At 33.8% G+C, this 23,834-nt stretch carries 23 protein-coding genes; 20 read left to right on the top strand and 3 right to left on the bottom strand.

What is annotated here, in order from left to right:
- Positions 1–52: 52 nt before the first annotated feature.
- The 12 genes from Q0X14_RS12365 to Q0X14_RS12310 all read left to right on the top strand — a co-directional run bounded on the left by Q0X14_RS12365 (position 53) and on the right by Q0X14_RS12310 (position 10,369).
- Complete coding sequence (locus Q0X14_RS12365; RefSeq protein WP_297839057.1) at positions 53–754, top strand: ATP-binding cassette domain-containing protein; 702 nt, start codon at positions 53–55, stop codon at positions 752–754.
- Complete coding sequence (locus tag Q0X14_RS12360; protein WP_297839054.1) at positions 751–1,569, top strand: ATP-binding cassette domain-containing protein; 819 nt, start codon at positions 751–753, stop codon at positions 1,567–1,569. Before Q0X14_RS12365 ends, Q0X14_RS12360 begins: the two co-directional genes overlap by 4 nt.
- A complete protein-coding gene (ybaK, locus tag Q0X14_RS12355; RefSeq protein ID WP_297839052.1) occupies positions 1,538–2,005 on the top strand; it encodes a Cys-tRNA(Pro) deacylase in 468 nt (155 codons plus the stop codon). The genes Q0X14_RS12360 and ybaK overlap by 32 nt, the downstream gene beginning before the upstream one ends.
- A 204-nt stretch (positions 2,006–2,209) precedes the next feature.
- Positions 2,210–2,773, top strand: coding sequence for a sigma-70 family RNA polymerase sigma factor (locus tag Q0X14_RS12350; RefSeq protein WP_297839049.1), 564 nt, complete (start codon positions 2,210–2,212; stop codon positions 2,771–2,773).
- A gap of 6 nt (positions 2,774–2,779) precedes the next feature.
- The gene (locus tag Q0X14_RS12345; RefSeq protein WP_297839045.1) at positions 2,780–3,382 is read left to right on the top strand and encodes a hypothetical protein; all 603 of its coding nucleotides are present in this window, start codon (positions 2,780–2,782) and stop codon (positions 3,380–3,382) included.
- Positions 3,383–3,471: 89 nt separating this feature from the next.
- Positions 3,472–3,720: a type B 50S ribosomal protein L31 gene (locus Q0X14_RS12340; RefSeq protein WP_014559248.1), complete on the top strand. Its 249-nt coding sequence runs from the start codon at positions 3,472–3,474 to the stop codon at positions 3,718–3,720.
- Positions 3,721–3,855: 135 nt separating this feature from the next.
- Positions 3,856–5,109 (top strand): GlmU family protein, encoded by a 1,254-nt coding sequence (locus Q0X14_RS12335; protein ID WP_297839038.1) that lies wholly within the window; start codon positions 3,856–3,858, stop codon positions 5,107–5,109.
- A complete protein-coding gene (gene rsmB, locus Q0X14_RS12330) occupies positions 5,106–6,554 on the top strand; it encodes a 16S rRNA (cytosine(967)-C(5))-methyltransferase RsmB (RefSeq protein ID WP_297839035.1) in 1,449 nt (482 codons plus the stop codon). Before Q0X14_RS12335 ends, rsmB begins: the two co-directional genes overlap by 4 nt.
- A gap of 28 nt (positions 6,555–6,582) precedes the next feature.
- On the top strand, positions 6,583–7,455 hold the full coding sequence (locus Q0X14_RS12325; protein WP_297839031.1) for a helix-turn-helix domain-containing protein: 873 nt from the start codon (positions 6,583–6,585) through the stop codon (positions 7,453–7,455).
- A gap of 2 nt (positions 7,456–7,457) precedes the next feature.
- A complete protein-coding gene (gene ligA / locus Q0X14_RS12320; RefSeq protein WP_297839028.1) occupies positions 7,458–9,488 on the top strand; it encodes an NAD-dependent DNA ligase LigA in 2,031 nt (676 codons plus the stop codon).
- Complete coding sequence (locus Q0X14_RS12315) at positions 9,488–10,018, top strand: hypothetical protein (protein WP_297839025.1); 531 nt, start codon at positions 9,488–9,490, stop codon at positions 10,016–10,018. The genes ligA and Q0X14_RS12315 overlap by 1 nt, the downstream gene beginning before the upstream one ends.
- Before the next feature lie 9 nt (positions 10,019–10,027).
- On the top strand, positions 10,028–10,369 hold the full coding sequence (locus Q0X14_RS12310) for an STAS domain-containing protein (protein WP_297839022.1): 342 nt from the start codon (positions 10,028–10,030) through the stop codon (positions 10,367–10,369).
- A gap of 297 nt (positions 10,370–10,666) precedes the next feature.
- Here Q0X14_RS12310 and Q0X14_RS12305 read toward each other — a convergent pair whose 3' ends face one another.
- Complete coding sequence (locus tag Q0X14_RS12305; protein ID WP_297839019.1) at positions 10,667–12,376, bottom strand: T9SS type A sorting domain-containing protein; 1,710 nt, start codon at positions 12,374–12,376, stop codon at positions 10,667–10,669.
- A 185-nt stretch (positions 12,377–12,561) separates the two neighbouring features.
- Complete coding sequence (locus Q0X14_RS12300; RefSeq protein ID WP_297839017.1) at positions 12,562–12,696, bottom strand: hypothetical protein; 135 nt, start codon at positions 12,694–12,696, stop codon at positions 12,562–12,564.
- Positions 12,697–13,107: 411 nt separating this feature from the next.
- Between Q0X14_RS12300 and Q0X14_RS12295 the strand changes: the two genes are divergently transcribed.
- The 7 genes from Q0X14_RS12295 to Q0X14_RS12265 are packed head-to-tail and all read left to right on the top strand — an operon-like array spanning position 13,108 to position 21,735.
- Positions 13,108–13,974 (top strand): Cof-type HAD-IIB family hydrolase, encoded by an 867-nt coding sequence (locus Q0X14_RS12295; protein ID WP_297839015.1) that lies wholly within the window; start codon positions 13,108–13,110, stop codon positions 13,972–13,974.
- Position 13,975: 1 nt separating this feature from the next.
- Complete coding sequence (locus tag Q0X14_RS12290; RefSeq protein WP_297839011.1) at positions 13,976–16,171, top strand: HDIG domain-containing metalloprotein; 2,196 nt, start codon at positions 13,976–13,978, stop codon at positions 16,169–16,171.
- Positions 16,171–17,061, top strand: a complete 891-nt coding sequence (gene xerD, locus Q0X14_RS12285; protein WP_297839008.1) for a site-specific tyrosine recombinase XerD — start codon at positions 16,171–16,173, stop codon at positions 17,059–17,061. Before Q0X14_RS12290 ends, xerD begins: the two co-directional genes overlap by 1 nt.
- On the top strand, positions 17,062–17,703 hold the full coding sequence (locus Q0X14_RS12280; protein WP_297839006.1) for a site-2 protease family protein: 642 nt from the start codon (positions 17,062–17,064) through the stop codon (positions 17,701–17,703). It abuts the gene before it with no gap.
- The gene (locus tag Q0X14_RS12275; RefSeq protein WP_297839003.1) at positions 17,700–18,698 is read left to right on the top strand and encodes a hypothetical protein; all 999 of its coding nucleotides are present in this window, start codon (positions 17,700–17,702) and stop codon (positions 18,696–18,698) included. Before Q0X14_RS12280 ends, Q0X14_RS12275 begins: the two co-directional genes overlap by 4 nt.
- A complete protein-coding gene (locus tag Q0X14_RS12270) occupies positions 18,695–20,557 on the top strand; it encodes an ABC transporter ATP-binding protein (RefSeq protein WP_297839001.1) in 1,863 nt (620 codons plus the stop codon). Before Q0X14_RS12275 ends, Q0X14_RS12270 begins: the two co-directional genes overlap by 4 nt.
- Positions 20,557–21,735 (top strand): O-antigen ligase family protein, encoded by a 1,179-nt coding sequence (locus tag Q0X14_RS12265; RefSeq protein WP_297838999.1) that lies wholly within the window; start codon positions 20,557–20,559, stop codon positions 21,733–21,735. The genes Q0X14_RS12270 and Q0X14_RS12265 overlap by 1 nt, the downstream gene beginning before the upstream one ends.
- On the opposite strand, the gene Q0X14_RS12260 is transcribed toward Q0X14_RS12265, so the two are convergent.
- The gene (locus Q0X14_RS12260) at positions 21,728–22,186 is read right to left on the bottom strand and encodes a hypothetical protein (protein ID WP_297838997.1); all 459 of its coding nucleotides are present in this window, start codon (positions 22,184–22,186) and stop codon (positions 21,728–21,730) included. The two genes, Q0X14_RS12265 and Q0X14_RS12260, sit on opposite strands and share 8 nt — an antisense overlap.
- Before the next feature lie 136 nt (positions 22,187–22,322).
- Here Q0X14_RS12260 and Q0X14_RS12255 point away from each other — a divergent pair, with 136 nt between their 5' ends.
- Positions 22,323–23,831 carry an NTP transferase domain-containing protein gene (locus tag Q0X14_RS12255; RefSeq protein ID WP_297838996.1) on the top strand — a complete coding sequence of 503 codons (1,509 nt, stop codon included), beginning with the start codon at positions 22,323–22,325 and terminating at the stop codon, positions 23,829–23,831.
- Positions 23,832–23,834 lie beyond the last annotated feature (3 nt).

Below are 23,834 nucleotides of genomic sequence, written 5' to 3'. Positions count from 1 at the left end.
TATAATTTTGAATTACAATTAAAAAGAACTCTTTTACAAAGGATTGTACCTAATGCTTAAGGCAGAAATCAAAAAGATTTCCATAATCAGAGATGAAATTGAAAAGACACTATTAAGCAATATTGCTTTTACACTCCTACCAAATCATATCTATACAATACTTGGCAAAAACGGAAGCGGAAAATCTACTTTAATTAAATCATTAACTATACTTAATGATAAAAAAGTTTTCAGAGTTGAGGGAAAGATTTTCTGGGACAATATAGATTTATTGACAGCAAGCGATGAAGAATTAATTTCAATCAGAAAAAATCAAATCAGATATGTTTTTCAGGATTGTGTCAATTCTTTTGATCCATTAAAAAGAATAGGATATTATTTTGATACGATGCTCAATAATAAAAACGAGCTTAATGATTTGTTAGAATATTTTAATCTTCCTGAAGAAAAACTGCTTGGTAAATTATATCCATACGAATTGAGCGGAGGAATGGCGCAAAGAATTTCTGTCGTGCTGGCAGCAATTGCAAAACCAAAATTACTAATACTTGATGAACCAACTTCAGCAGCTGATACGGCAATAATTAATTTATTAATTCATTTCCTGCACGATTATGTTTCCAAACACAATAGTACTGCTCTGATTGTTACTCAGGACTTATTGTTTGCCCAAAAAGTTAGTGATATGATAGCTGAAATTAAGGATAACTCCTTAACTGAATTTGAATCAAATATTATCGATGGAAATAAATGAATAACTTATTAATTAAATGTGAAAATTTGTTTTATGCAGTTGTTGAAAAAAATTTTCTTAAAGAAGAAAAAAAAGTAATACTGGAGAATCTTTCATTTGGCATTCTTGATAAAGAAATATTTTCAATTGCCGGCGAATCCGGGAGTGGCAAAACTACTCTTGCTAAAATTTTGGCCGGAATAATTCTACCAACAAAGGGCGAAGTAAAATATTTTTTTAGTAACAATTTTCATTCGAATAAAATTTCTGCAGTTCAAATCCTTTTTCAGAACAACGGCGAGCTGATAAACCCTTACCGCACAGTTGAATCAATTCTGAAAGAAGCAATTGAGAAAAGTGGAAGCAATGCTTTATTCGATTCTGTGGATAAGCTACTTGACACTTTTTCACTTGATTATTCAATCAAAAAACAAAAAGGATATTCTCTCAGCGGTGGACAACAACAGAGAGTCGCGCTCGCCAGAATTCTTGCAGTCAATCCACAGATGATTATTCTTGATGAACCATTTTCTGCGCAGGATAAAGATTCGGTAGAAAATTTAGTTTTATTAATAAAAGATATAAATAAAAATTTCGGGAAAACTATTGTTTGTATTTCACACGATATAAATACAATAAGGAATATTTCTGATAGGATTTTGATAATGAAAGAAGGAAAGATTGTTGAAATGGGAAATGTTACAGAGATATTCTCAAATCCTCAAAATGACTACACAAAATTTCTGATAAAAGCTTCTGAACTTGAACTTTCAGCAGAAGAAGTAAAAAAATTTCTGAAAGAGTATGAACAAGACCAACGCAATAAGAATTCTTGAAACACACAACATCTCTTTTGATGTAAAAGAATATCAAGTCGATGAAAATGATTTGAGTGGAGAAACTGTCGCAGAAAAAATCGGAGCAGACCACGAGGAAGTTTTTAAAACCCTCGTTGCAAAAGGTGATAAAGAAAGTTATTGTGTTTTCTGTATTCCTGTTAACTTCGAACTGAATCTAAAAAAGGCAGCTAAAGCAAGCGGCAATAAAAATGTGGAGTTAATAAAAGTTAAAGAGCTTTTCCCCTTAACAGGATATGTGCGCGGTGGATGTTCTCCGATTGGAATGAAAAAATTATTCCCGACATTTATTGATGAAACAGCTCAATTGTTCGAAAGAATTTATATCAGTGCCGGCGTAAGAGGGATGCAAATTCATATAAATCCCGAAGACTTAAAAAATCTTATTGAAGCTGAATTCGCTGATTTAATTTGAACTGATAAAATTTCTTCGAAATCCTATCAAATAAGATTAATAATTAACCCATATACCTTATTCCCTTTCACCTTATTCCTTTATACCATATTCCCTTATTCCTTTTTAACCTTAACACCTCTTTCATTAAATTTCATTCAGTAAATGAAACTTTTTCAAATAATTAAAGTATAAGCACAGTTGGATAAACAGGAATTAAATCTTTTGACAGATGAAGAACTGATTCTTGAGTTTCAGAAAAGCAATGACCAAAGAGCTTTTGAAATTCTTGTTGAAAGATTTAAGAATCCTTTGATAAACTTTGTATTCAGATTTTTAGGTGATTACGAAGCTTGTGTTGATGTGGTTCAGGATACATTTGTGAAAGTTTACAGATATAAAGATTCATATACTTCGGTTGCAAAGTTTTCAACATGGATTTACACGATAGCGGGCAATCTTGCACGATCTGAATATCGAAGAAGAAAACGAAATAGCTTTTTCTCTATAAATAATTACGGAGAAGAAGGTGAAAATTATGAGATTCCTGATAACAAGCTTAGACCGGATGTTGAAACTGATAGTAAATTCAAAGCACAGAAAATTCAGGAAGCATTGTTAAAGCTTAAAGAGGTTTATCGTGAAGCTGTTATCCTTAGAGACATTCAGGGATTAACTTACGAAGAAATTGCTGAGATACTTGGAATTGAAGAAGGAACTGTGAAATCAAGAATTAACAGAGGTCGGGCACAATTGCAAAAATATCTGAAGAACATTTATAAAGATTGATTGAATATGGAAGAAAATATTAACAAGCAGTTATTAGACGATTTGAAAAATCTTCCTCAAATTTCTGCACCAGCAGATTTTGAAGAAGAACTTTGGAAAAAAATCTATTCTAAACCAGAGAAAAAAATAACATTCTGGCAGAAGATTTTATCTGTAAATAAATTTATTCCTGCTACTGCAACTTTAGCAGTTCTGATTATTATTTTCTTTTTATTGAATAATAACTCTTCAGATTACGAGGACCCGTTTATGATTGAACCTCCTGTTAGGACAGATATAATAACTGTATCCAATGAAGATAATGAAGTAACCAATATGATTGAGCAAAAACAGAAAGCAGAACAGCAGGAGTGGAAATCAACTCAATTAAGTAGGAAATCAACTGAAGAAAATTCTATAGCTCCGGAGATTGACTCTTCCTCCAAAGATAAAGCTGAAATGCCAACTTCAGTCAGTCAGGCACCAGCTGTGATTAATGACCAGGTTGAAAGTGGTATTGAAAAAGAAGAATTAAACTTTATGAAGCGAACTGTTACAGAACAGGAAAAACAGGAAATCCTTGAATTAAAGAAAAAAATCAAAGCTTCTGAAATGCCTAAAACTGAATAAAGCTTTCTGTTGGCTATAAAATGCTTTGGATTAATTAAGTCAGAAAGATATATTTGTCCACGATTTTTGAAAAAGAAAGGTGATTATATATGAAAAAAGGAATTCATCCTGAGTACAGACCTGTGGTTTTTCAGGATCCTTCTTGCGATTTTGCTATTTTAACCCGTTCGACTATAAAGACTAACGAAACAATTAAGTGGGAAGATGGGAATACTTATCCATTAGTAAAACTTGAAATCTCAAGCGGGTCTCATCCATTCTTTACCGGTAAACAGAAACTTGTTGATAGCGCCGGAAGAGTAGAAAAATTCAAAAGAAAATACAGCAAGAAGAGTTAATAAATTTTTCCCTCAGCAAAGCCGGTTACTCAGCCGGCTTTTTTATTCTACTCTTTAATTTAATTCATAAATTTAATAGAGTATCTTACCTCAAAAAGTATTAATTTTTCAAACAAATTTTTATGAGATAACAAAATGCAGATATGCATATTTGAGGATATTGAATTCTCTAATCTTGAACCTTTGATTTTCAACCGTCCTGTTTATGATTTGATTTGCGGGACGAGCACACTTAAAGAGAAAATTCTAAGAAGTTATGGTAATGTAAATTATTCTCTTCATACAAGACCGTATCTAAAAGCTTTGGTTGAACAGCAAAATCCCGGCATTTCTGTAAATCAGATTAGTGATGATTATTGTCTCTTTATTAACGGGAGAATTATCGCTCCCAAAAATCTTTCTGAAATTTTACCTTTGATTGAAACAGAGGATAAGGTTTTTGTGAATGAAGAAACTGTTGTAGCTGCATATCTTTCAGGTGAAAGATTAAAAAAAAGGAAAAGCTACCTTAACGATTTATTCTCTATTTCTGATTTTGAAGGTGTTCCGATTAAAATTGTTGATATCAAATGTGCAAAGTATATCTGGGATTTGATGAATTTAAATGGAAAGCAAATAACTGAAGAAGCCGATTACTTCATTAACGAAACCAGAAATAATTATACAAGTATTCTTCCTTCAAGTGTTCACACTATAAAACCGGAAAATATTTTTATTGGTAAGAACACAATTGTTAAACCCGGAGTTGTACTTGATGCATCAAACGGACCGATAATTATTGAAGAAGATGTGGAAGTTTTCCCGAATGCTGTAATTGAAGGACCTTGCTTTATCGGTAAAGGAAGTAAGATTAAAAGCTGTGCAACCATCTATGAAAATGTTTCTATCGGAAGTGTATGTAAAATAGGTGGTGAAGTTGAACAATCTGTGTTTATGCCTTACTCAAACAAACAACATTCTGGTTTTATTGGACATGCTTACATCGGAAGTTGGGTAAATCTTGGTGCCGATACTAATAATAGCGATTTAAAAAATAACTATTCTCCCGTAAAAGCAACATTAAGCGGAAAAGAGATTGAATCCGGATTACAATTTCTTGGATTGATGATGGGAGACCATTCCAAGTCTGCTATCAATACAATGTTTAATACGGGAACGGTTGTTGGTTTTTCGTGTAATATTTTTGGTTCAGGTTTTCCGGATAAATACATTCCATCATTCAGTTGGGGCGGTGCCGAAAAAATGATTACTTATGATCTTAAAAAAAGTATGGAAACAGCTAAAGTTGTGATGGCAAGAAGAAAAGTTGAATTTACAAAAGCCGATGAAGAGGTTTTTAAAACAGTTTTTGAATTAACAAGCAATGAAAGGCAAAAGAGAGGATTATGAATCATTCAGAGGAATTGAATAATATTTCTAACGAAGAAAATCTTTCACAATTTGGTGATGAACAAACAGAATCAAAAGAAGAATTTCATCTTGAAGAACATAAAGTAGTTGACCTTTATCAGGGAGTCAGAGGACTTGCTGTTAAGATTTTGAACAGAGTTGAAAAAACCGATGCATATCTTGAAAAGCTTCTTGATCATGAAATGCGCAACTCTGAATTAAGCGGGCAGGATAAAGCTCTGCTTTACGAAATTGTTCACGGAGTTACAAGATGGATGGGCAGACTTGACTGGATATTAACCGGCTTCTACAAAGGTCAGTTTTCCAAAGCAATTCCAAACCTCAGAAACGGATTGCGCGTTGCTCTTTACCAGATTTTGTTTCTCGATAAAATTCCTGATCACGCTGCTGTTAATGAAGCAGTTGAGTTTGTAAAAAAACTTCAGGGACAAAAACCTGCTGACCTTACTAATGCTATTCTCAGAAACATTATCAGAAGTAAAAATGCAATTCGTTATCCTGACCCGGAAGAAGATTTAATCGGATATCTTGCTGCTTATTATTCTCATCCATCGTGGATGGTTAAAAGATATTTGGAAAGATTCGGTAGAGAAGAAACTGAAAAACTACTTCTTGCAAATAACGAAAAACCATATCTTACTTTAAGAGTAAATGCAATTAAAACTAATCCCGAAGATTTTGGTAAACTTTTGGATTCAGTTCATCTTAAATATCGTCGGGGCAGATACAATCCCGAATTTTTCCAACTGCAAAATCTTACCAACATTACAGCGTGGGAATATTTTGCAAAAGGATATTTCAACATTCAGGATGAAAGCACCGGTTTAGCCTGCAAACTGCTTGATGTTCAACCAGGTATGAGAGTTCTTGATATGTGTGCAGCGCCCGGAGGGAAAACAGCTTTTCTTGCCGCACTTATGCAAGATAAAGGTGAGATTGTAGCGATTGATAAATTCGAAGCAAGATTAAAATTATTAAGAAGAAATAACGAACGGCTTGGTTTAACCTGTGTAAAAACAGTTGAAAGCGATGCGCTTGAATATGAAGGCGAACCATTTGATCGAGTGCTGGCTGATGTGCCTTGTTCAGGAACGGGAACACTTTCAAAGAAGCCGGATATAAAATGGAAAAAAGATATTTTTGATATCAGAAAAATGACCGAAACTCAATTGAAGCTTTTAAAGAAAGCGGCATCGTTGGTTAAAGTTGGTGGTGCAGTAGTTTACAGTACTTGTTCAATTGAGCAGGAAGAAAATTTTGAAGTTGTGAAAAAATTTCTTGAAGAAAATCCTGACTTTGAACTTGAGTCAGCAAAAGGAAAATTCTCTGATGATGTGATTGATGAACATGGTTGCGTTCAGACTTTTCCTCATCGTCATCAGATGGACGGAGCTTTTTCCGCAAAACTTGTACGCAAAAAATAATTCAACAACAATTAGATAGTTAAAAAATATGCTGGATAAATTTGCTGAAGAATTAAGAGAACAGAGAGAAAAATCCGGAATAACTATTCAACAGATTGCTGCTAAAACGAGAATCGATAAAAAATTTCTTGAAGCAATTGACCAGGGAAATTTCAGTTTCCTGCCGGAACTTTATGTAAAGGCTTTCATAAAGGAATATGCATCTGTTATTGGACTTGATGGTGAAGAAACTGTTAAAAAATTTATTATAGCCCGCGAAGGAAAAGATTATAATGAAGTTCTTGAACAGGAAAAACTTGAAAAAGAAAAAGCAAAAGAAATTGAAAAGTCAGAAAGCACACAACCAAAACAAACTGTAAAGACAACACCTGTTAAATCCTATTACGACGATTCACTAAACAAAAAAGAACAGGGTGACTCTGATGGAGATAAAACAAAATTAATGTATGCAGCAATCGGAGGGATTGTTGTTATTGTAATTGCAGTGCTGTACTTATTTGTTTTCAATAAGTCCGATGAAATAATTGTAGAGGAAACTCCGATAGAAGAAATTGTTGCAGATAATTCACAAAGATTTGAAGAAGAACCATTGCCTGCTTCGGATTCCGTAATTCCTGCAGATAGTTTGTCATTCGAAATTTCGTCAAGCGAAACAACCTGGGTAAATATTATTCCTGATAACGGACCGGCAATAGAATTCATACTTTATCCAAACCTGAGCAGAAAACTAACTGCACAAAATTCAATTGCAGCAACAGTTGGGAATTCGGGTGGTGTTTCTATTAAACTAAACAATAAACCGATTGAGTTCTCGGGAAAATCAAAAGCAGTAAAACATTTCAGAATTGACAGGACCGGTAAACTTGAATACTTAAACACTCCACCAAAATCCGGACAATAAAAATGAGCGAGAGTGTTGAAAAAAAAATTCAGAAGCTTCGAGAGGAAATTAATAAGTACGATTATCACTATTATGTACTTGCCCAACCATTGATAAGCGATGAAGAGTATGACAAGCTTTATAAAGAATTAGAAAAACTTGAAGCAGAAAATCCACATTTAATCACACCGGATTCTCCAACACAACGGGTTGGAAAAGATTTAACAAAAGAATTTAAACCAGTTAATCATCTTGTTCCTATGCTAAGCTTAGCAAATACTTATGATGAACAGGATGTTTATGATTTTGACAGGAGAGTTCGTGAAGGATTGCCCGAAGGAGAAAAAGTTGAATATGTCGTAGAATATAAAATTGATGGTGCATCGGTCAGTTTAAGATACATTGATGGGAAACTTTTTACAGCTGCAACGCGCGGTGATGGAACAGTTGGAGAAGAGATTACAAATAATGTTAAAACAATCAGAGCGGTTCCACTTAAAATCAAAAAACCTTCCGGCACAAATTATAAGTTGAATGATTTTGAAGCACGCGGCGAAATTTATATGAACATAGCTGACTTTGAAGAGTTGAACCGACGACAAGCTGAAAAAGGTGAAAAGCTTTTTGCCAATCCGAGAAATTCAGCAGCAGGAACTTTGAAACTTCAAAATCCACAGATTGTTGCAAGCCGTAAACTTAATATTTTTCTTTACTCTCTTATCAGTCTTGAAGATGAATTTGAATCTCAATCAGAAAATCTTGAATTGCTGAAACAAATGGGATTCAGAGTTAATCCCGATTACAGAGTCTGCAAGAATATTAACGAAGTATTGGACGTTTGCAAAGAGTTCGAAACAAAACGCGATTCACTCGAATATGAAATTGATGGCGCTGTAATAAAAGTAAATTCAATTCGGCAACAGAATATTCTTGGCAGCATTGCTAAATCTCCACGATGGGCTGTAGCATATAAATTCAAAGCAAAGCAGGCATTTACATTTGTACGCGATATTGTTTGGCAGGTTGGAAGAACCGGCGCAGTGACACCTGTTGCAGAACTTGAACCGGTTAAGCTTGCAGGTTCAACAATCAGTCGCGCTACACTTCACAACTATGATGAAATAAAAAGAAAAGATATTCGTGTTGGAGACAAGGTAGTAATTGAAAAAGGTGGTGATGTGATTCCGAAAGTTGTTGCTGTAATTACCGATGAAAGAAAAAAAGACAGCAAGCCAACTCTACCACCGGAAGTTTGCCCTGTTTGTAAATCAAAACTATATAAACCCGAAGATGAAGTTGCACTTTATTGTGAAAACCCCGAATGCGCGGCTCAGATTAAAGGCAGATTAATTCACTTTGCTTCAAGAGGAGCAATGGACATTGAAGGACTTGGTGAAGCTTTGATTGATTTGTTCGTTGAAAAGGGATTTCTTAAAACATTTTCCGATATTTACAATCTAAAGAAACATCGCGAAGAATTAATTCAGATTGAAAGACTGGGAGAAAAAAGTGTTGACAATCTTCTCAAAGCAATTGAAAAAAGTAAATCACAACCGTTTGAAAAAGTTTTGTTTGCACTTGGAATCAGATATGTTGGAGCCGGAGTTGCACAAAAACTTGCAGAACATTTTGGTAACATTGATGCTCTTATTAAAGCTGATGAAGATGAAATTCTCTCAGTCTATGAAATTGGTCCCAGCATCAGCAAAAGTCTAAAACAATTTTTTTCAGATAAACATAATCTTGAACTGATTGAGAAGCTGAAAAAAGCCGGACTTAGATTTTCATCAGAGCAAAAGAAACCTGTAAAAGACAATTTCTTTAAAGATAAAACTTTTGTGCTTACCGGAACTCTTTCAACTTTTTCAAGAGATGAAGCTGCTGCAAGAATAAAAAAACTCGGAGGCAAAGTTGCTTCATCGGTCAGTAAAAATACTGATTATGTGATTGCAGGAGAAAAAGCGGGTTCAAAACTGGATAAAGCAAAATCGCTGGGCGTAGGAATTATGAACGAAGAAGAGTTTCTGAAATTACTTGAAGAGAATAAAGTCTGATGATAGAACTGATAAAAAAGAAAACTGCAGAAATAATTGTATCGGGTAAACTGAAACATCAAAAAAACCCTGAGCTTTCGTTCTCTTCGGCGCTAAAGAAATCATTTTCGTTTCTTGTATTGATGCCTGCAGATGAAAAAGATTACAGAGAATCTTTTGAGATACTTGATTATTTAGATAATCAGGGAAAAACATTAACCATTCTGACAAATGATTTCAGAGTAAGTCTTCTTCCCGCAAAGTTCAGAAATAAAGCTATTGGTTTTGCGATAACTGAAGTAAGCAAACTTAATCTTCCCACACACAAACTGACTGAAAGATTACAGGAAAAACTTTTTGATGTTGTAATCGATCTAAACAGAGAAGAGAATTTATTTTATAGTTACATCGCAAATGTTGTTAAGTCAAAAATCAGAATCGGATTCAAGAAGAGAAAAGCTGATTCTTACTATAACTTTTTAGTTGACGGAAGTGATAACGATTCAGCCAAATCATACAATAATTTCTTAAATTGCATTAAAATGTTTTAGGAACTTTAAATGAATTACGAAACCAGAAAAATCGGCGACATAACAATTTTCAAACTGAACGAACAAAGACTTGACACAAACATTTCAGGATTGCTCAAAGGTGAATTCACCAAAATCCTTAAAGTAGATGAAGTGAAAAAGTTTATAATTGATTTAAGTCAGGTCGAAAGCTGTGATAGTTCCGGTTTAAGTGCCATTCTGGTTGCAAACAGAATAATTTCATCAACAGACGGACAAATCAGATTAGCTTCGCCGGGTGAAAAAGTTCTCTCACTTATCAGGATAACTCAATTAGACAGAGTTTTACCTGTAACCAAAACAGTAGAAGAAGCTATCGAACAATTAAAGTGAGAATCTTTTAACAAACTCGCTGTCTTCTTATCGGATTAAAATTCCCTTCTTAAGCAATATTCTCATTGAGCATATCAATAAAAAAATCATAGAATCAGTTAGTGTTATTACAATTTTTTATCAATTAAATAAAAGTACTTTTGCAGGGAAATTAAATTTTTAGGGAAAGAGTTTGCCCTACCCGCAATGTGTTATTTGTTCTTCATAATTATTATTCATAATTCTCTTGTAGAGACTTGCCATGGCAAGTCTCTACAATTCAGTCTTTCAATTAATGTGTAAAGTTATTCATTTGAACTATTTCGTTAATAACATTTTCTTGTTTTGTACAAATTCACCAGCTTGCAGCTTGTAGATATAAACTCCGCTTGGAAGATTTGACGCATTAAATTCAATTTCATAATTTCCTGCTTCTCTGTACTCATCTACTAATGTGGCCACTACCCTTCCCAACACATCATAAACTTTTAGTGTTTGCCAACTGCCTACTGGCGACTGCCAACTGATCTTTGTTGATGGATTGAATGGGTTTGGGTAATTCTGATAGAGATTGAATTCTTCCGGTAACGTATTACCAATATCATTTACATCAGTGATTTTATTTCTTTTCCAGAATAATGATTTAGTTCGATATGGTGGCCAGTGGTGTTTTTGCACTATAAATTCAGGCACACCGTCTGAATCAAGACCGGCTACGTCAGTTCCTTCATAATAATCCTGACTGTTATCCCAAGTATCTATTATGAAATCAAGATAGAATTTTCTTTCCGGTGAGTATTTGAAACAGAATACCAATGTACCGTTGTTAAGGAATATTTCCTTTACTCCGTCTCCGTCAACATCAACATATCTTATTCTTCCGTAAATTCCGGAGAAAAGTCCGCGTATATCTATCTGGTAAACAACCTGATAAGTACCGTTTCCATCCGGCTCAAGCACAAATACTCTTGTTACGCCTCCATAAAGACTGCTTGAAAAATCACTCCCTACCCATATCTCATTCTTTCCGTTGCCGTTCATATCTTCGCTCATTACAGAAAGAAATGCATTCAGAGTTTCAAGCTGAATCTGGTACTCAACCTGAATGTTATTACCCGATACATATTCATAAATGAAATAATTACCATCTATGCTTCCTGTACTGAAATTATTTTTACCGTCATTATCAAAATCCCCAGTTGCAAATCCGAATGTAAACCAGTGCGGTGATGGTCTGTGGTAATATATCAGTTCATAATTATTTATTGCCGGATTATATCTTGCCACGTGATTGCTTAATGCCCAGATACTATCTAATGAACCTGCATCAAGATAATAAATAATCTCCTGCACTCCGTCGTTATCAATGTCATAAAAGGTTACATCATTGGGCTGGTAAACCGATGGGAATGGGTGATAGATGAAATTAAGCTCTCTCACATAGCTTGTATCACCTGGTTGCCTGAAAACACGTAAAGAATTGTCTATACCTCTGCAAATTATATCGAGTAATCCATCATTTGTGATATCTCCAATATCGTAAACAGGGGCTAAGCTATCAGATATTTCGGATTTAAAAACAAATAACGAATCATTCAAATTTTCATAAAGGACTCCATAGGCAGATGTATCAGTTGTCTGGAATGCATAAATCTCATTTCTACCATTGTTATTAGCATCTGTGACTATAAATTTAGCATCACCAATATAATTAGCAGCATTCAGCTCTCCCCATTGCCTGTAAAGGTTTTCCCAGTAAACAAGGTTTAATGTATCAAGCTCTATTATTAAATCAGCATCTGTTGCATTTTCCGGTTCGGTGTAACTTTTTATGTCTTTCATCCAGCGCAGGTTGGTTTGCTTATTGTATATCTCTGCTATGCTGTCTGCATCTATCTTAACTTCATAGTTTGGATTTCGCTTCAGTTCTTCTATTGAATATGATTGTGCAGAAAGCAATAGAAAGGGAAGCAGGGTTAATATTAAAACTATTTTTATTTTTCCCGGCAGGACCGGGATCTTCGACATTTTATTCATCATTTATTACCATTAAATTTTTTCTACCAAAACTAAATAAATTGGGAAAGAGACTTTAATTTTCTTTAAACTATGTAAACCCCGTTGTATAAGTAAAGGGACAATTATTTGACGTGCAGCAGAAGATATTGAGGAAGTTATTTTTGTTGTGTTTTTTTTCAGAAGCATTGTATGCTTCATAAAGCTCTGTGTTGTTCTGAGTTGCATACTCTATCCATTTCCGCTCCGCCCAACAGAGAGAGAGAGAGAGAGAGAGAGTAAAACCGTGCCAGAATAATTTTCAGAAACTTCTGATTAAATATTCTTGTCATAGCGAGCCTCCTGCCTGACGGCAAAGCAGAAGTGAAATTTCTAAAGCTAATTAAATTCAAAGACTCTTCACTTCGTTCAGAGTGACAGATGAGTAATACTTTAGTTATCTTTTTTAATAACTTCCAGTAGTAAACAGGAATGATTTTCGTGCTAATTATTCCCACCGTCCACCCAATAAAAATCTCAAACTCAAATAGCAAAAATTTTTTCTTAAAGTCAAGTTAAATTTTTATGAAAATTAATTTTGCCGGTTTCAGACTTCTATATTAAACTCCTTTTTGCAAAGCTTTTCTTCTGAAAAATCACGGAATTATTCCCTACTTTTATATTTGATATATAATCTTTTCTTCTGTTAATTGAACTCTGAATTACCGATTTTTGCAGAGGTAATTTAAACTACTGAATATTATATGAATTCTGTTAAAAGAATAAACCCGGAACTCTTAAAAAAAATTAAGCTCGTTGTATTCGATGTTGATGGAACACTGTTAAGTGATGAAGGCATAATCGGAGAAAAATCTTTTACTCTCATTAAAGAATTAATGAAATCAGACATTAAAATTTCTCTGGCATCCGGAAGATTACATTCAGCGCTGGTTGAAATTGCTAACTCAATAGGAACATCAACGCCTTTGATTTCACTTGATGGAGCTTTGATAAAAAACGGCAAAGGTGATATAATTGTTCATAAATCAGCATTGAGGAAAAGCATCGTAAACAAATCCATTGAACTTGCTGAAAAATATTTTGTAAATATTGCTCTCTGTCATTCAGAAGCAATTTATTACACAGAGAATAATTCACTTATTCCGATGATACTTGATAAGTTTGGTGCTTTATACAAAGAAGTTGATTCGTATGATAGTTGCAAAGAGAATACACTTGAAATTGTTTATGCCGGTGATAACAGAAGAACTATGGAATATCTTCGCGACAGATTAAGCTTTCCTTTTGCGTTCGGAACTTCAGTTTCATTTTTTCGTTCTCATTCTCACGATAATATTTATTATCTTGAAATCAAAAAATCCGGTTCTACAAAAGCAAAAGGTTTGATTAGATTGTTGAAATATCTTAAACTTAATCCTTCAGATGTGATGGTAATCGGAGATTGGTATAATGATATTCCGATGTTCGAGACAAAAGCATTCAAAGTAGCAATGGCAAATGCTGTTCCCGAATTGAAAAGAATGGCAGATTGTGTTCTAACCAAAACAAACAACGAAGATGGAACCTCAGAAATTCTTGAGGCATTATTAAACGCAAAAAGAAAAAAGTAATATGAGCGATAAGTCTAATCCGGTTCAATCCAAAGGAATAAAAAGAAAAACTTTAATTTTTCTTATAACTACAATTGTGATTGTCTTTATGTTTCCTAAAGGTGAGTCACTTGATTTTCAGGTGAGTGAAGGAACCATCTGGACAAATGAAGATTTGATTGCGCCATTTAGTTTTCCGATTCTTAAAGATCCTCTTGTTTATGCAAGTGAAGTTAAACAGGCAGAAGAATCAGTTTATCCGGTTTTCGTAAGAAGAGAAATTAATATTCAGGATACAATTAAATCTTTCAACAAATATCTGATTGAAATATTAGATGAGAACCTCAAACAGGAAACATCCAATGTTTTAAATCCGACCTTCTTCTCTCCGGAAAATTTTTCTCTAATGTTATCTCTTCACAAAGAATACAAGAACTCAACAAGAAATCGTAAACCTTTAACTGAATATTTTGATTTGATAATTCCCGTCATCGAAAAATATGCTAAGAAGGGTTTGCTTAATATTACCTCGAGAGAAAGAAAGAAGGACAGTATTGCGGTAAGGATTGGCAACATTGATAAAATTGATCCTATAACAGAATACAAATTGCTTGACGAAGCTAAAAATGAGATTAAAACTGAAATTGAAAACCTCATTCTACCTGAAGATGTAAAGAAAATTTTAATTGAGTACGCGAACAATTTTACAATTCCAAACCTTATTTACGACCCACAGGCAACGGAGCTTGAGATTGAACAGGCAAAAAACAGTGTACCTCGTTACTCGGGAATTGTTAATGAGAATGAAAGAATAGTTGCAAAGCACGATAGAATAACCAAACAGGTTAAACTGAAAATTGAATCCTACAAAGAAGCCAAAGGCGATGAAGTTAGTCAGCTTGATTCTGCACTTCAATTCCTTGGAAAGTTTTTACACATCGGAGCATTGCTTGCTATATTCGGAATTTATCTTTATCTGTTCCGTAAAAGAATTTTTTTCGACACCAGAAAGGTTTTACTTATTTCATTTCTCTTCATCTTTTTATCATTCATAACATTTCTGGTTAATTCAGTTACTATTAAAGCTCCTATTCAGTATCTGATTTTCATTCCGGTTGCATCAATGATACTTACAATTACTTTTGATTCGCGTGTAGGATTTTATTCAACTGTAATCATAACACTTATTACTGGAGCTTTGCGTGGTAATGATTATACTTTTATGGCAACCAATTTCATTGCTGGTGCTTTATCTGTTTATACCGTTCGGGATATAAAAAACCGGACTCAGATTTTCAGATCGTTCCTTTTTATTATGATTGGTTATCTTACTTCAATCTTTGCCTTTGGGCTTGAAAGATTTGCCACACTGAATACAATGCTTTATGAATCTGCATTCGCTGTTTCAAACGCTTTGATAAGTCCCGCATTAACTTACGGACTTCTGATTTTCTTCGAACGAATTTTCAGAATTACAACAGATCTCACTTTGCTTGAACTTTCAAACTATGAAAGACCTTTGTTGAGAGAACTTGCTACAAAAGCTCCCGGAACATTTAATCATACATTAATAATGAGTCTGATTGCTGAATCTGCAGCAGAAAAAATTGGTGCTCATACTTTACTTGCAAGAGTTGGCGCACTTTATCACGATATCGGTAAGACAATTTCACCACACGCTTTTGTTGAAAATCAGATGAAAGGAGAAAATCTCCACGAAAATTTAAAGCCCGAAGAAAGCGTTCAGATTTTATTAAGACATGTTCAGGAAGGAATTGAACTTGCAAAACTTAATAAGCTTCCGCAGGAGATAATTGATTTTATTCCAATGCATCATGGAACAACTGTTATGACTTTCTTCTACGAAAAAGCAAAAGAAATTTATGGCGAAGAAAATGTTAATGTTGAAGATTACAAATACAAAGGACCTAAACCAAACACAAAAGAAACTGCAATTGTAATGCTTGCTGACGGATGTGAATCAGCTGTCCGTTCGATAACTGAGCCGGATGAAACTAAAATTGAAAATATGGTAAACACAATTATCAACTCTCGTTTGCGTGATGGTCAGCTTGATGATTCGCCGCTTACTTTTGCAGATATCAAAAAAATAAAGGAAGCTTTTCTTAATATTCTGATTTTACAAAATCACAAAAGAATAAAATATCCGCGTCAACAAGAAGCTGAATCAGGTATTGATACAACAGACAATAATTGATGGAAAGTTTTCTTAAGGAATATCTCGCAACTCTTAAAGTTGAAAAAAATCTTTCTGAGAATACTATTAATTCTTATAAAAGCGATTTGACTTCATTTCTTAATTTTATTTCTCAATCAGGAGTTGATGATTTATCTGATATAAAAGCAAATCAGATTGCTTCATTCTTTAAACTTCTTAAAGATGCGGGATTAAATGAAACCTCGGCAGCTAGATATTTTTCTTCGCTGAAAGGATTTTTCAAATATCTTTTCAGGAATGATTACATTAAATCAAATCCGATTGAAAGAATTTCTCCACCTAAGATTTCAAGAAAACTTCCTGAGGTTTTGAATGTTCGTGAAATAAATGCAATACTCGATCAGCCAAATGTTAAGCATACAATTGGCTTGAGAGATAAAGCTATTCTTGAAGTTTTTTATGCTTGCGGCACAAGAATTTCAGAGCTGATAAACATTAAACTGAACGATCTTTTTCTTTCGGAAGAAGTTATCAGAGTTTTTGGTAAAGGTTCTAAAGAAAGATTGATTCCGATTGGTTCATCAGCAATTAAATGGGTTGAAGAATATCTTCAGAAAAGCAGACCAATACTTGCAAAGAACTATAAAAGCGAAAATTATCTTTTTCTGAATCAGCGCGGAACAAAATTTTCCCGAATGGGAATCTGGAAGATTGTAAATTATTATGCCAGGCAGGCGGGTATTGAAAAGAATGTTCATCCGCACACATTCAGACATTCATTCGCAACTCATTTAATTGAAGGCGGAGCAGATTTACGAGCAGTTCAGGAAATGCTTGGTCATGCTGATATTTCAACTACTCAGATTTATACTCACATTGACAGAGATTATATTAAGTTAGTTCATAAAAAATATCATCCGAGAGGTTAAATGCCCGAGATTCAATTTAGTGAAAAGCTTGTGCTGTTTATAAAGTTTATTCCTGTTTTTCTTATTTCAATTACTATTCATGAATTTGCTCATGCTTTTTCTGCAAAGAAATTTGGAGATACAACTGCTGAACAGCAAGGAAGGTATTCTTTAAATCCTGTTAAACACATTGACCCGATTGGTTCTTTACTGTTACCGTTTTTATCTTTTTTCAGCGGTGCATTTCTGATTGGCTGGGCTAAACCTGTTCCTGTTAATCCAAATAATTTCAGAAATCCTTTAAGAGATAATGCATTAGTTTCTTTTGCCGGACCACTTTCAAATTTCTTGCTTGCAATAGTTTTGTTTTCTGTCTTTGTTGCTTTACAAAATACCCAATCAGGATTAACAAATATTTTTTACTACGGAACTGTGTTCAATATATTTTTATTTTGTTTTAATCTGTTACCCATTCCTCCGCTTGATGGTTCACACATTTTATTTTCAATCTTTCCAAACAGATTTACTGCCCAATGGTTGAATCTTGGTTTTTACGGTTCACTGATTTTATTGTTTTTTATTTTCAGTCCTTTGTGGAAATATTTTCTGATGCTGATTAACTCAATCCTGAAATTGTTTTTATTAATTGCAGGGATGAGATGAAACTATTTCTGATAAATATTTTAATACTTCTATTTTTACTTTCCTGCAGAAATAGTGATGAAAAAAATCCCGCTGATGATCCGGCAATTAAAGAAGCGTCTGTTGCGATAGTTAAAGAACTCAAAGGATTTTATTTCGTTGGAATGAATTCAAGAATTCCTTCAATCTATTACTATGATTTTGTTAATGATAAAATAAAACTTATAAAGAGCGGAAAGGATGAAAAGATTTATGAACTTGAAGTTGCACCAGATGGAAACGCATTTTTCTATCTCACATATACGGCATTGAATAAAAAAATTGCTATTCCGGAAATCAATGGAATTAAAATTTTCAGATATGAACCTGCTGTTGACAAATCAGAACTGCTACAAAGCTTAAAACCGGCAATCCAACTTTATTCTTACTGGATGGATAATGATCGTTTCAGAGTTGTAGCAATTTCGTTTGACGAAATTGTTGCATCATATCTGAATAAAAATGCGTTGACATTTAATTACTTCGGTAAGCTCTTATCAGATGAGAATGAATTATTCGACATTGTAAAAAGCGGTTATCCCGTAGTTGAAACGCCGGCTTTAGCTAATGTTTCTCCGTTGAAACGATTTGAAGTAATAGCAAAGAATGACTCGCTGTTAATCAGAAATAATTATGATGGCACAGAGAAGAAATTAAATCTGTTGAAAAATAATTTATTAAAAATTGCCTGGGCAGATAATCTTCAACAGGTAGTTTTATTTATGAAGAACCCTGAAGCTGATAAAACTGATGCAAGTCACAATATTATTCTCTATGATTTGTTAAAGAAAAAAATTGTTAAGACTTTTGAAGAGAAAGGAATAAAAAGTTTTTTGTTACTGGGAGATTATTTGATTTACGATTATAAACTTTCACAGAATTACAGTATAAATATTTTTCAGCTCAGCTCTATGAAAAATATTAAAACACTTTCTCTGAGAGATGGCTGTGCTTTAAAAAGTTTACCGATAAAATGAATACATATTTAAGAATCATTAGTTATGTTAAGCCCTATTGGAAGCATCTTGTGCTTACATTCATCTTTACAATTTTTTATGCTCTGCTAAATGGCGCTTCTGTTTATTTAACAATTCCATTGCTCGATACACTTTTTCAGGAATCAGCAACAAAGAAAGTTCAGCAGCAAACTCAGATTGAACAGGCGAAAAGTATTTTACCGGATTGGATTAAAGAAATTCAGCGTTCGGTTACCAAATCTTTTAATGAATATATTCTCAGTGGAGATAAAGCTGATATTCTGATAAAAATTTGTTTTGTCATTCTGATTGCATTTCTGTTCAAAAATATTTTTGCTTATCTGCAGGGATATTTTATGTCTTATGTTGAGTACGGCGCAATGAAAGACTTACGGGATGAAGCTTATCAGCATTTACATAAACTTCCAATAAGTTATTTCAAAAGAGAGCGCGTCGGAAATCTGATTTCACGATTTACAAATGATGTTAATATTGTCCAGTCAAGTATCTCTGCGACTTTTTCAAATCTTATCAAAGAACCTTTAACAATATTAGTCTTTCTCGGAATTGCTCTTAGCATCAGCTGGCAGCTAACATTATTTGCATTGGTAATACTTCCCTTTTCAATGGCAATTATCGCATGGATTGGATTTAAACTCAGAAGACAAACAACAAAACTTCAGGAAAAGCTTGCTGATATTACAAGCGTTCTTCAGGAAACAATTTCAGGAGTAAAGATTGTTAAAGCTTTTGGGATGGAAGAGTTTGAGAACAAAAGATTTATGAAAGAGACGAAAGAATTTTTCAGATTGGTTTTAAGAATTGTTAGAGTTCGCAATGCTTCTTCACCATTAACTGAATTTCTAAGTGTAATTGTAGGTGCTTTTATTATTTACTACGGCGGACTTTTAGTACTTGAGAAAAATACAATCACTGCAAGTGAATTTTTAGGATTCCTTTTTGCAATTTTTCAGATGATGCCACCGATTAAAGAATTAAGCAGTGTGAACAACAGAATTCAGGAAGCAAGTGCTGCCGGCGACAGAATTTTTGAAATACTTGATACCGAACCGGATATCAAAGATGCAACCGATGCAATAGAGTTGAAAGAATTTAAAAATTCAATTCATTTCAAAAATGTTTCTTTCAAATATGAAGATTCAGAAGAATGGGTTTTGTCAGATATTAATTTCTCAGTTAATAAAGGAGAGATAATCGCATTGGTTGGTCCGAGTGGTGGTGGTAAGTCTACACTTGTAGATTTGATTCCAAGATTTTATGACCCAACAGAAGGAAAAATTCTCCTTGATGATCTTGATATTAGAAAATATACTTTGAAGTCTCTTCGTTCAAAGATGGGAATTGTAACTCAGGAAACTTTTCTTTTCAACACAACTATCAGAGAAAATATCGCATATGGATTAACTGATTGTCCGATGGAGAAAATAATTGAAGCTGCTAAAACAGCAAATGCACACAACTTCATTATGGAAATGCCACAACAATATGAAACAATTATTGGCGAACGAGGCGTTAAACTCTCAGGTGGACAAAGACAACGATTAACAATTGCGCGTGCATTATTAAAAAATCCGGAGATAATGATTTTTGATGAAGCAACTTCAGCACTTGATAATGAATCTGAAATTCTTGTTCAGGAAGCAATCGAAAGATTAATGGAAAACAGAACTACTTTTGTAATCGCTCACAGATTAAGTACAATCAGAAATGCTACCAAGATTATTGTAATTGACCGTGGAAAAATTATTCAGCACGGAACTCACGATGAGCTTATTTCAGATGAAAAGGGCCTCTACAAAAAATTATATGAAATGCAGTTCAGAGATAACGGTGTTTAATGGATAATCTTATCAAAAGCAGATTTTCTGAAAAGATTATTTTCACATTCCTTTCTTTACTTGCTGTTAGTTTTGTGCTTTCATTATTTGTAATGCAACTTGCCGGAGCTTTGCTATTCATTTTATGGTTGTTCGAAAAGAAAAATGAAAAGAGAAAAGCATTTGATACAATCACAGCATTTATTTTGATTTTCGGTTTAGTCAGATTAATAACAATATTTCTTTCGGAATATCCACAAAGCAGCTATGAGTCAGTTTATAAAGAAGCTCTTTTCTATACAACTGCAGTCGCTTTACCATTTTATTTAAAGACACTTGAGAAGAAAAAAGTAATTGAATTGATGTTAATATTCATTTTAGGTGCTGCTGTAATTTCAATCATCGGAACCACAAGATTTTTTATTGGAGAAGTTGAAAGGGCACAATCTTTTTCTTCAAGTTATACGGTTTTTTCAGGATATCTTCTCACTGCTTTTGTTTCTGCACTTTTCTTTCCAAAGAAAGATAAAAATCTCAGTCAGCAAATATTCTGGGCTGTTGTTTACTCAATAATTTTCATCGGATTATTAACCTCACTTGGAAGAGCAAACATTGCGATTGCACTTTTAGCGTTATTAGTTGCAATTGTTTTAAAACAAATTCCTGCAAAACAAATCATTCTACTTTTGATTATTGCAATTATCGGATTTGGTGTTTATTCAATTCGTCCATCAAAGGTTATTGGAGAACGAGTTGAAAACATTACACAACTTTCTGACAGAGATATAATCTGGCAAGGCGCAAAAGAAATTTTATTTGAGCATCCGGTTTTTGGTTTTGGTCCGAGAAGTTTTCAGCAGGCATTTCCTCTTAAAGATAAATTTGCTGATAAAGGAATCGGCGGCTGGCATAACGATTTTCTTCAGATTTATTTTGAAAGCGGAATTATTGGTTTAATTTCTTTCCTGGTGCTTCTTTATGTAATTATCACAACTTCAATTAGTCAGATAAGAAATAAAAAAACAGATGCGGAATTAAAATCTCTTTCCACATCTGTTTTAGCTTCTGTAATTGCTCTGATTCTTTCTGCAATGGTTGCAGGATTTATAACTTCTGTTGTCTTATCAATTGTGTTTGTTTTTCTGATTTCGTTTTTATCAAGAATCGATTTTGAACTAATCCACAATCAAACTAATTAAAGAAAAATCTGAAACCAATTCCACCATTCATTGAAAATTCTGTGGCAGGGATTAAATCCATTATCGGAGCGATTTCGATGAACACATCAACCTGACTACCGCGTGGAATCCATACTAATCCAAGCACGCCACGGAAACCAATTCTTGCATCTTCATCTTCCTTAAATTTCATTCTCAATCCCGGACCATAATAGAGCGCAATATTTTCAGATGTCTGAAACATATTTGATGAGTGAAAAAGATAATCACCGTGAATATGCATCCTGCTTTTCTTCTCGAAAGAATAACCAAGTCCGAAATCAAAAGCATTTGTGCCTGAAGTCCAGTATTTTGCACTCAAACCTGTTGGTGAACCTATTATAGCACCGAGACCAAATCCTCTTGATTGAGCAAAATGTGTTGTGCCTGATAGAGCTACAAATAGCAACACAGCTACATAAAGTTTTTTCATTTTAATCCTTCCATTTCATTTTAAGTGACGCCGCAAATTTATCAGTATCGAAAGTAACTACAAAGGTAAATTTGTGATAAGAAACCACTTTGGTTTATTTTTCTACAAACAAAAATTCTTACTTCGGAGATTAGAAATGGCAAAAGAAAATAATTCAAACGAAATAATTAAAACAATAGAAGAACTCTCAACAGATTTCAGGGGTTCTGATGAGATTGCAATCATTCTTGCTGCAGGACATGGAAAAAGAATTAAATCGCAGCGATCAAAAATGCTTCATAAAATTTGGGAAGTTCCAACCGTTGAAAGAGTTTATCGTGCATGCAAAAACGGTATTGAGAATTGCAACACTGTTATTGTAGTTGGAATAAAAGCACTCGATGTAATGAAAGTAATCGGTAAACGCGAATCAAACAAGTTTGCTTATCAGAAAGAACAGAACGGAACAGGACACGCAGTACAGGTTGCACTTGAAGTTATTCCCGAAAGTGTTAAAGATGGAATTGTTTATGTTCTTCCGGGAGACATGGGATTACTCGATGCAGCAACAATGAAAAAATTCCGCGAAGATTTTCTTCAATCCGGAAACGATATGATGGTTCTAACCGGAATTTATAAAGGCGACCCGAAACAGAATTACTACGGAAGAATCGTACGCGTCAAAGAAAAAACAATTGATGGAAAATCATCAGGCGAAGACTTTGGGAAAGTGATTGAAATTATTGAGTACAAGGATATTCTCGCCTTAAGTGATGAAGCATTATATATTGTTGAATACAAGAAGAAAAAATATTCATTCACTAAAACCGAGTTACTTGAAATTAATGAATTCAATTCCGGTGTTTATGCTTTTAAATATTCAAAGCTCAGAGAATTAATTGGCAATCTTAAATCAGATAATGTGCAGAATGAAATTTATATCACAGATTTAATTTACCTTTTCAATCAAAAAGGTTACTCTGTTGGTGCTGTTTCACCTGAAGAAGATTATGTCGTGATGGGTTTCAACGATAAGAGCGTTCTTAAAGAAATGGAAGCAATCGCAAGAAGGAAAATTTATGATAGATTGAAAAACATAATCGAGATTGCTGATCCTGATGATTTCTTCATTCACGAGAAAGTTGTTGAGCAAATTGAAGAGATGGATAAGAAAGGAGTTCCTCTTGATATAAAAATTGGTAAAGGTGCATACATCGGTGAAAATGTTAAACTTAATTACAATATAGATTTTGGTCGTGCAACTTATGTTGATGGAAATGTGATTTTCGGAAAGAATGTAAAACTCTGGCTAACCGTTCATCTTTCTTGTTTCCCCAATCAGCAATTGATTATTGGCGATAATGTCGAAATACTTTGGGGAGATATAATTAAAGGTAATATAGTAATCGGAGATAATTCACGAATTGAATCCAGTGTTAATATGACCGGCAGTGATGAATATCCATTACGCATCGGCAAGAATGTTTTGATAAAAGGAACGAGCTATTTATTTGGTTCAATCGTCGAGGACGGATTATTTATTGAGCATTCAGTTCTTGTAAAGAAAAAAGTAAAAGCAGTAAAAGACAAAAATGGAAACATAAAACCCGTACGTTACTTTATTCCGAAACCGGAAGGCGAAGATCTACTCGAAGAGATTGATTGAAAA

The organism is Ignavibacterium sp., from assembly GCF_025998815.1.
Taxonomy (GTDB): domain Bacteria; phylum Bacteroidota; class Ignavibacteria; order Ignavibacteriales; family Ignavibacteriaceae; genus Ignavibacterium.
Note: the sequence above shows the minus strand (reverse complement) of the source record. Positions and strands in the feature narration are given on the sequence as shown.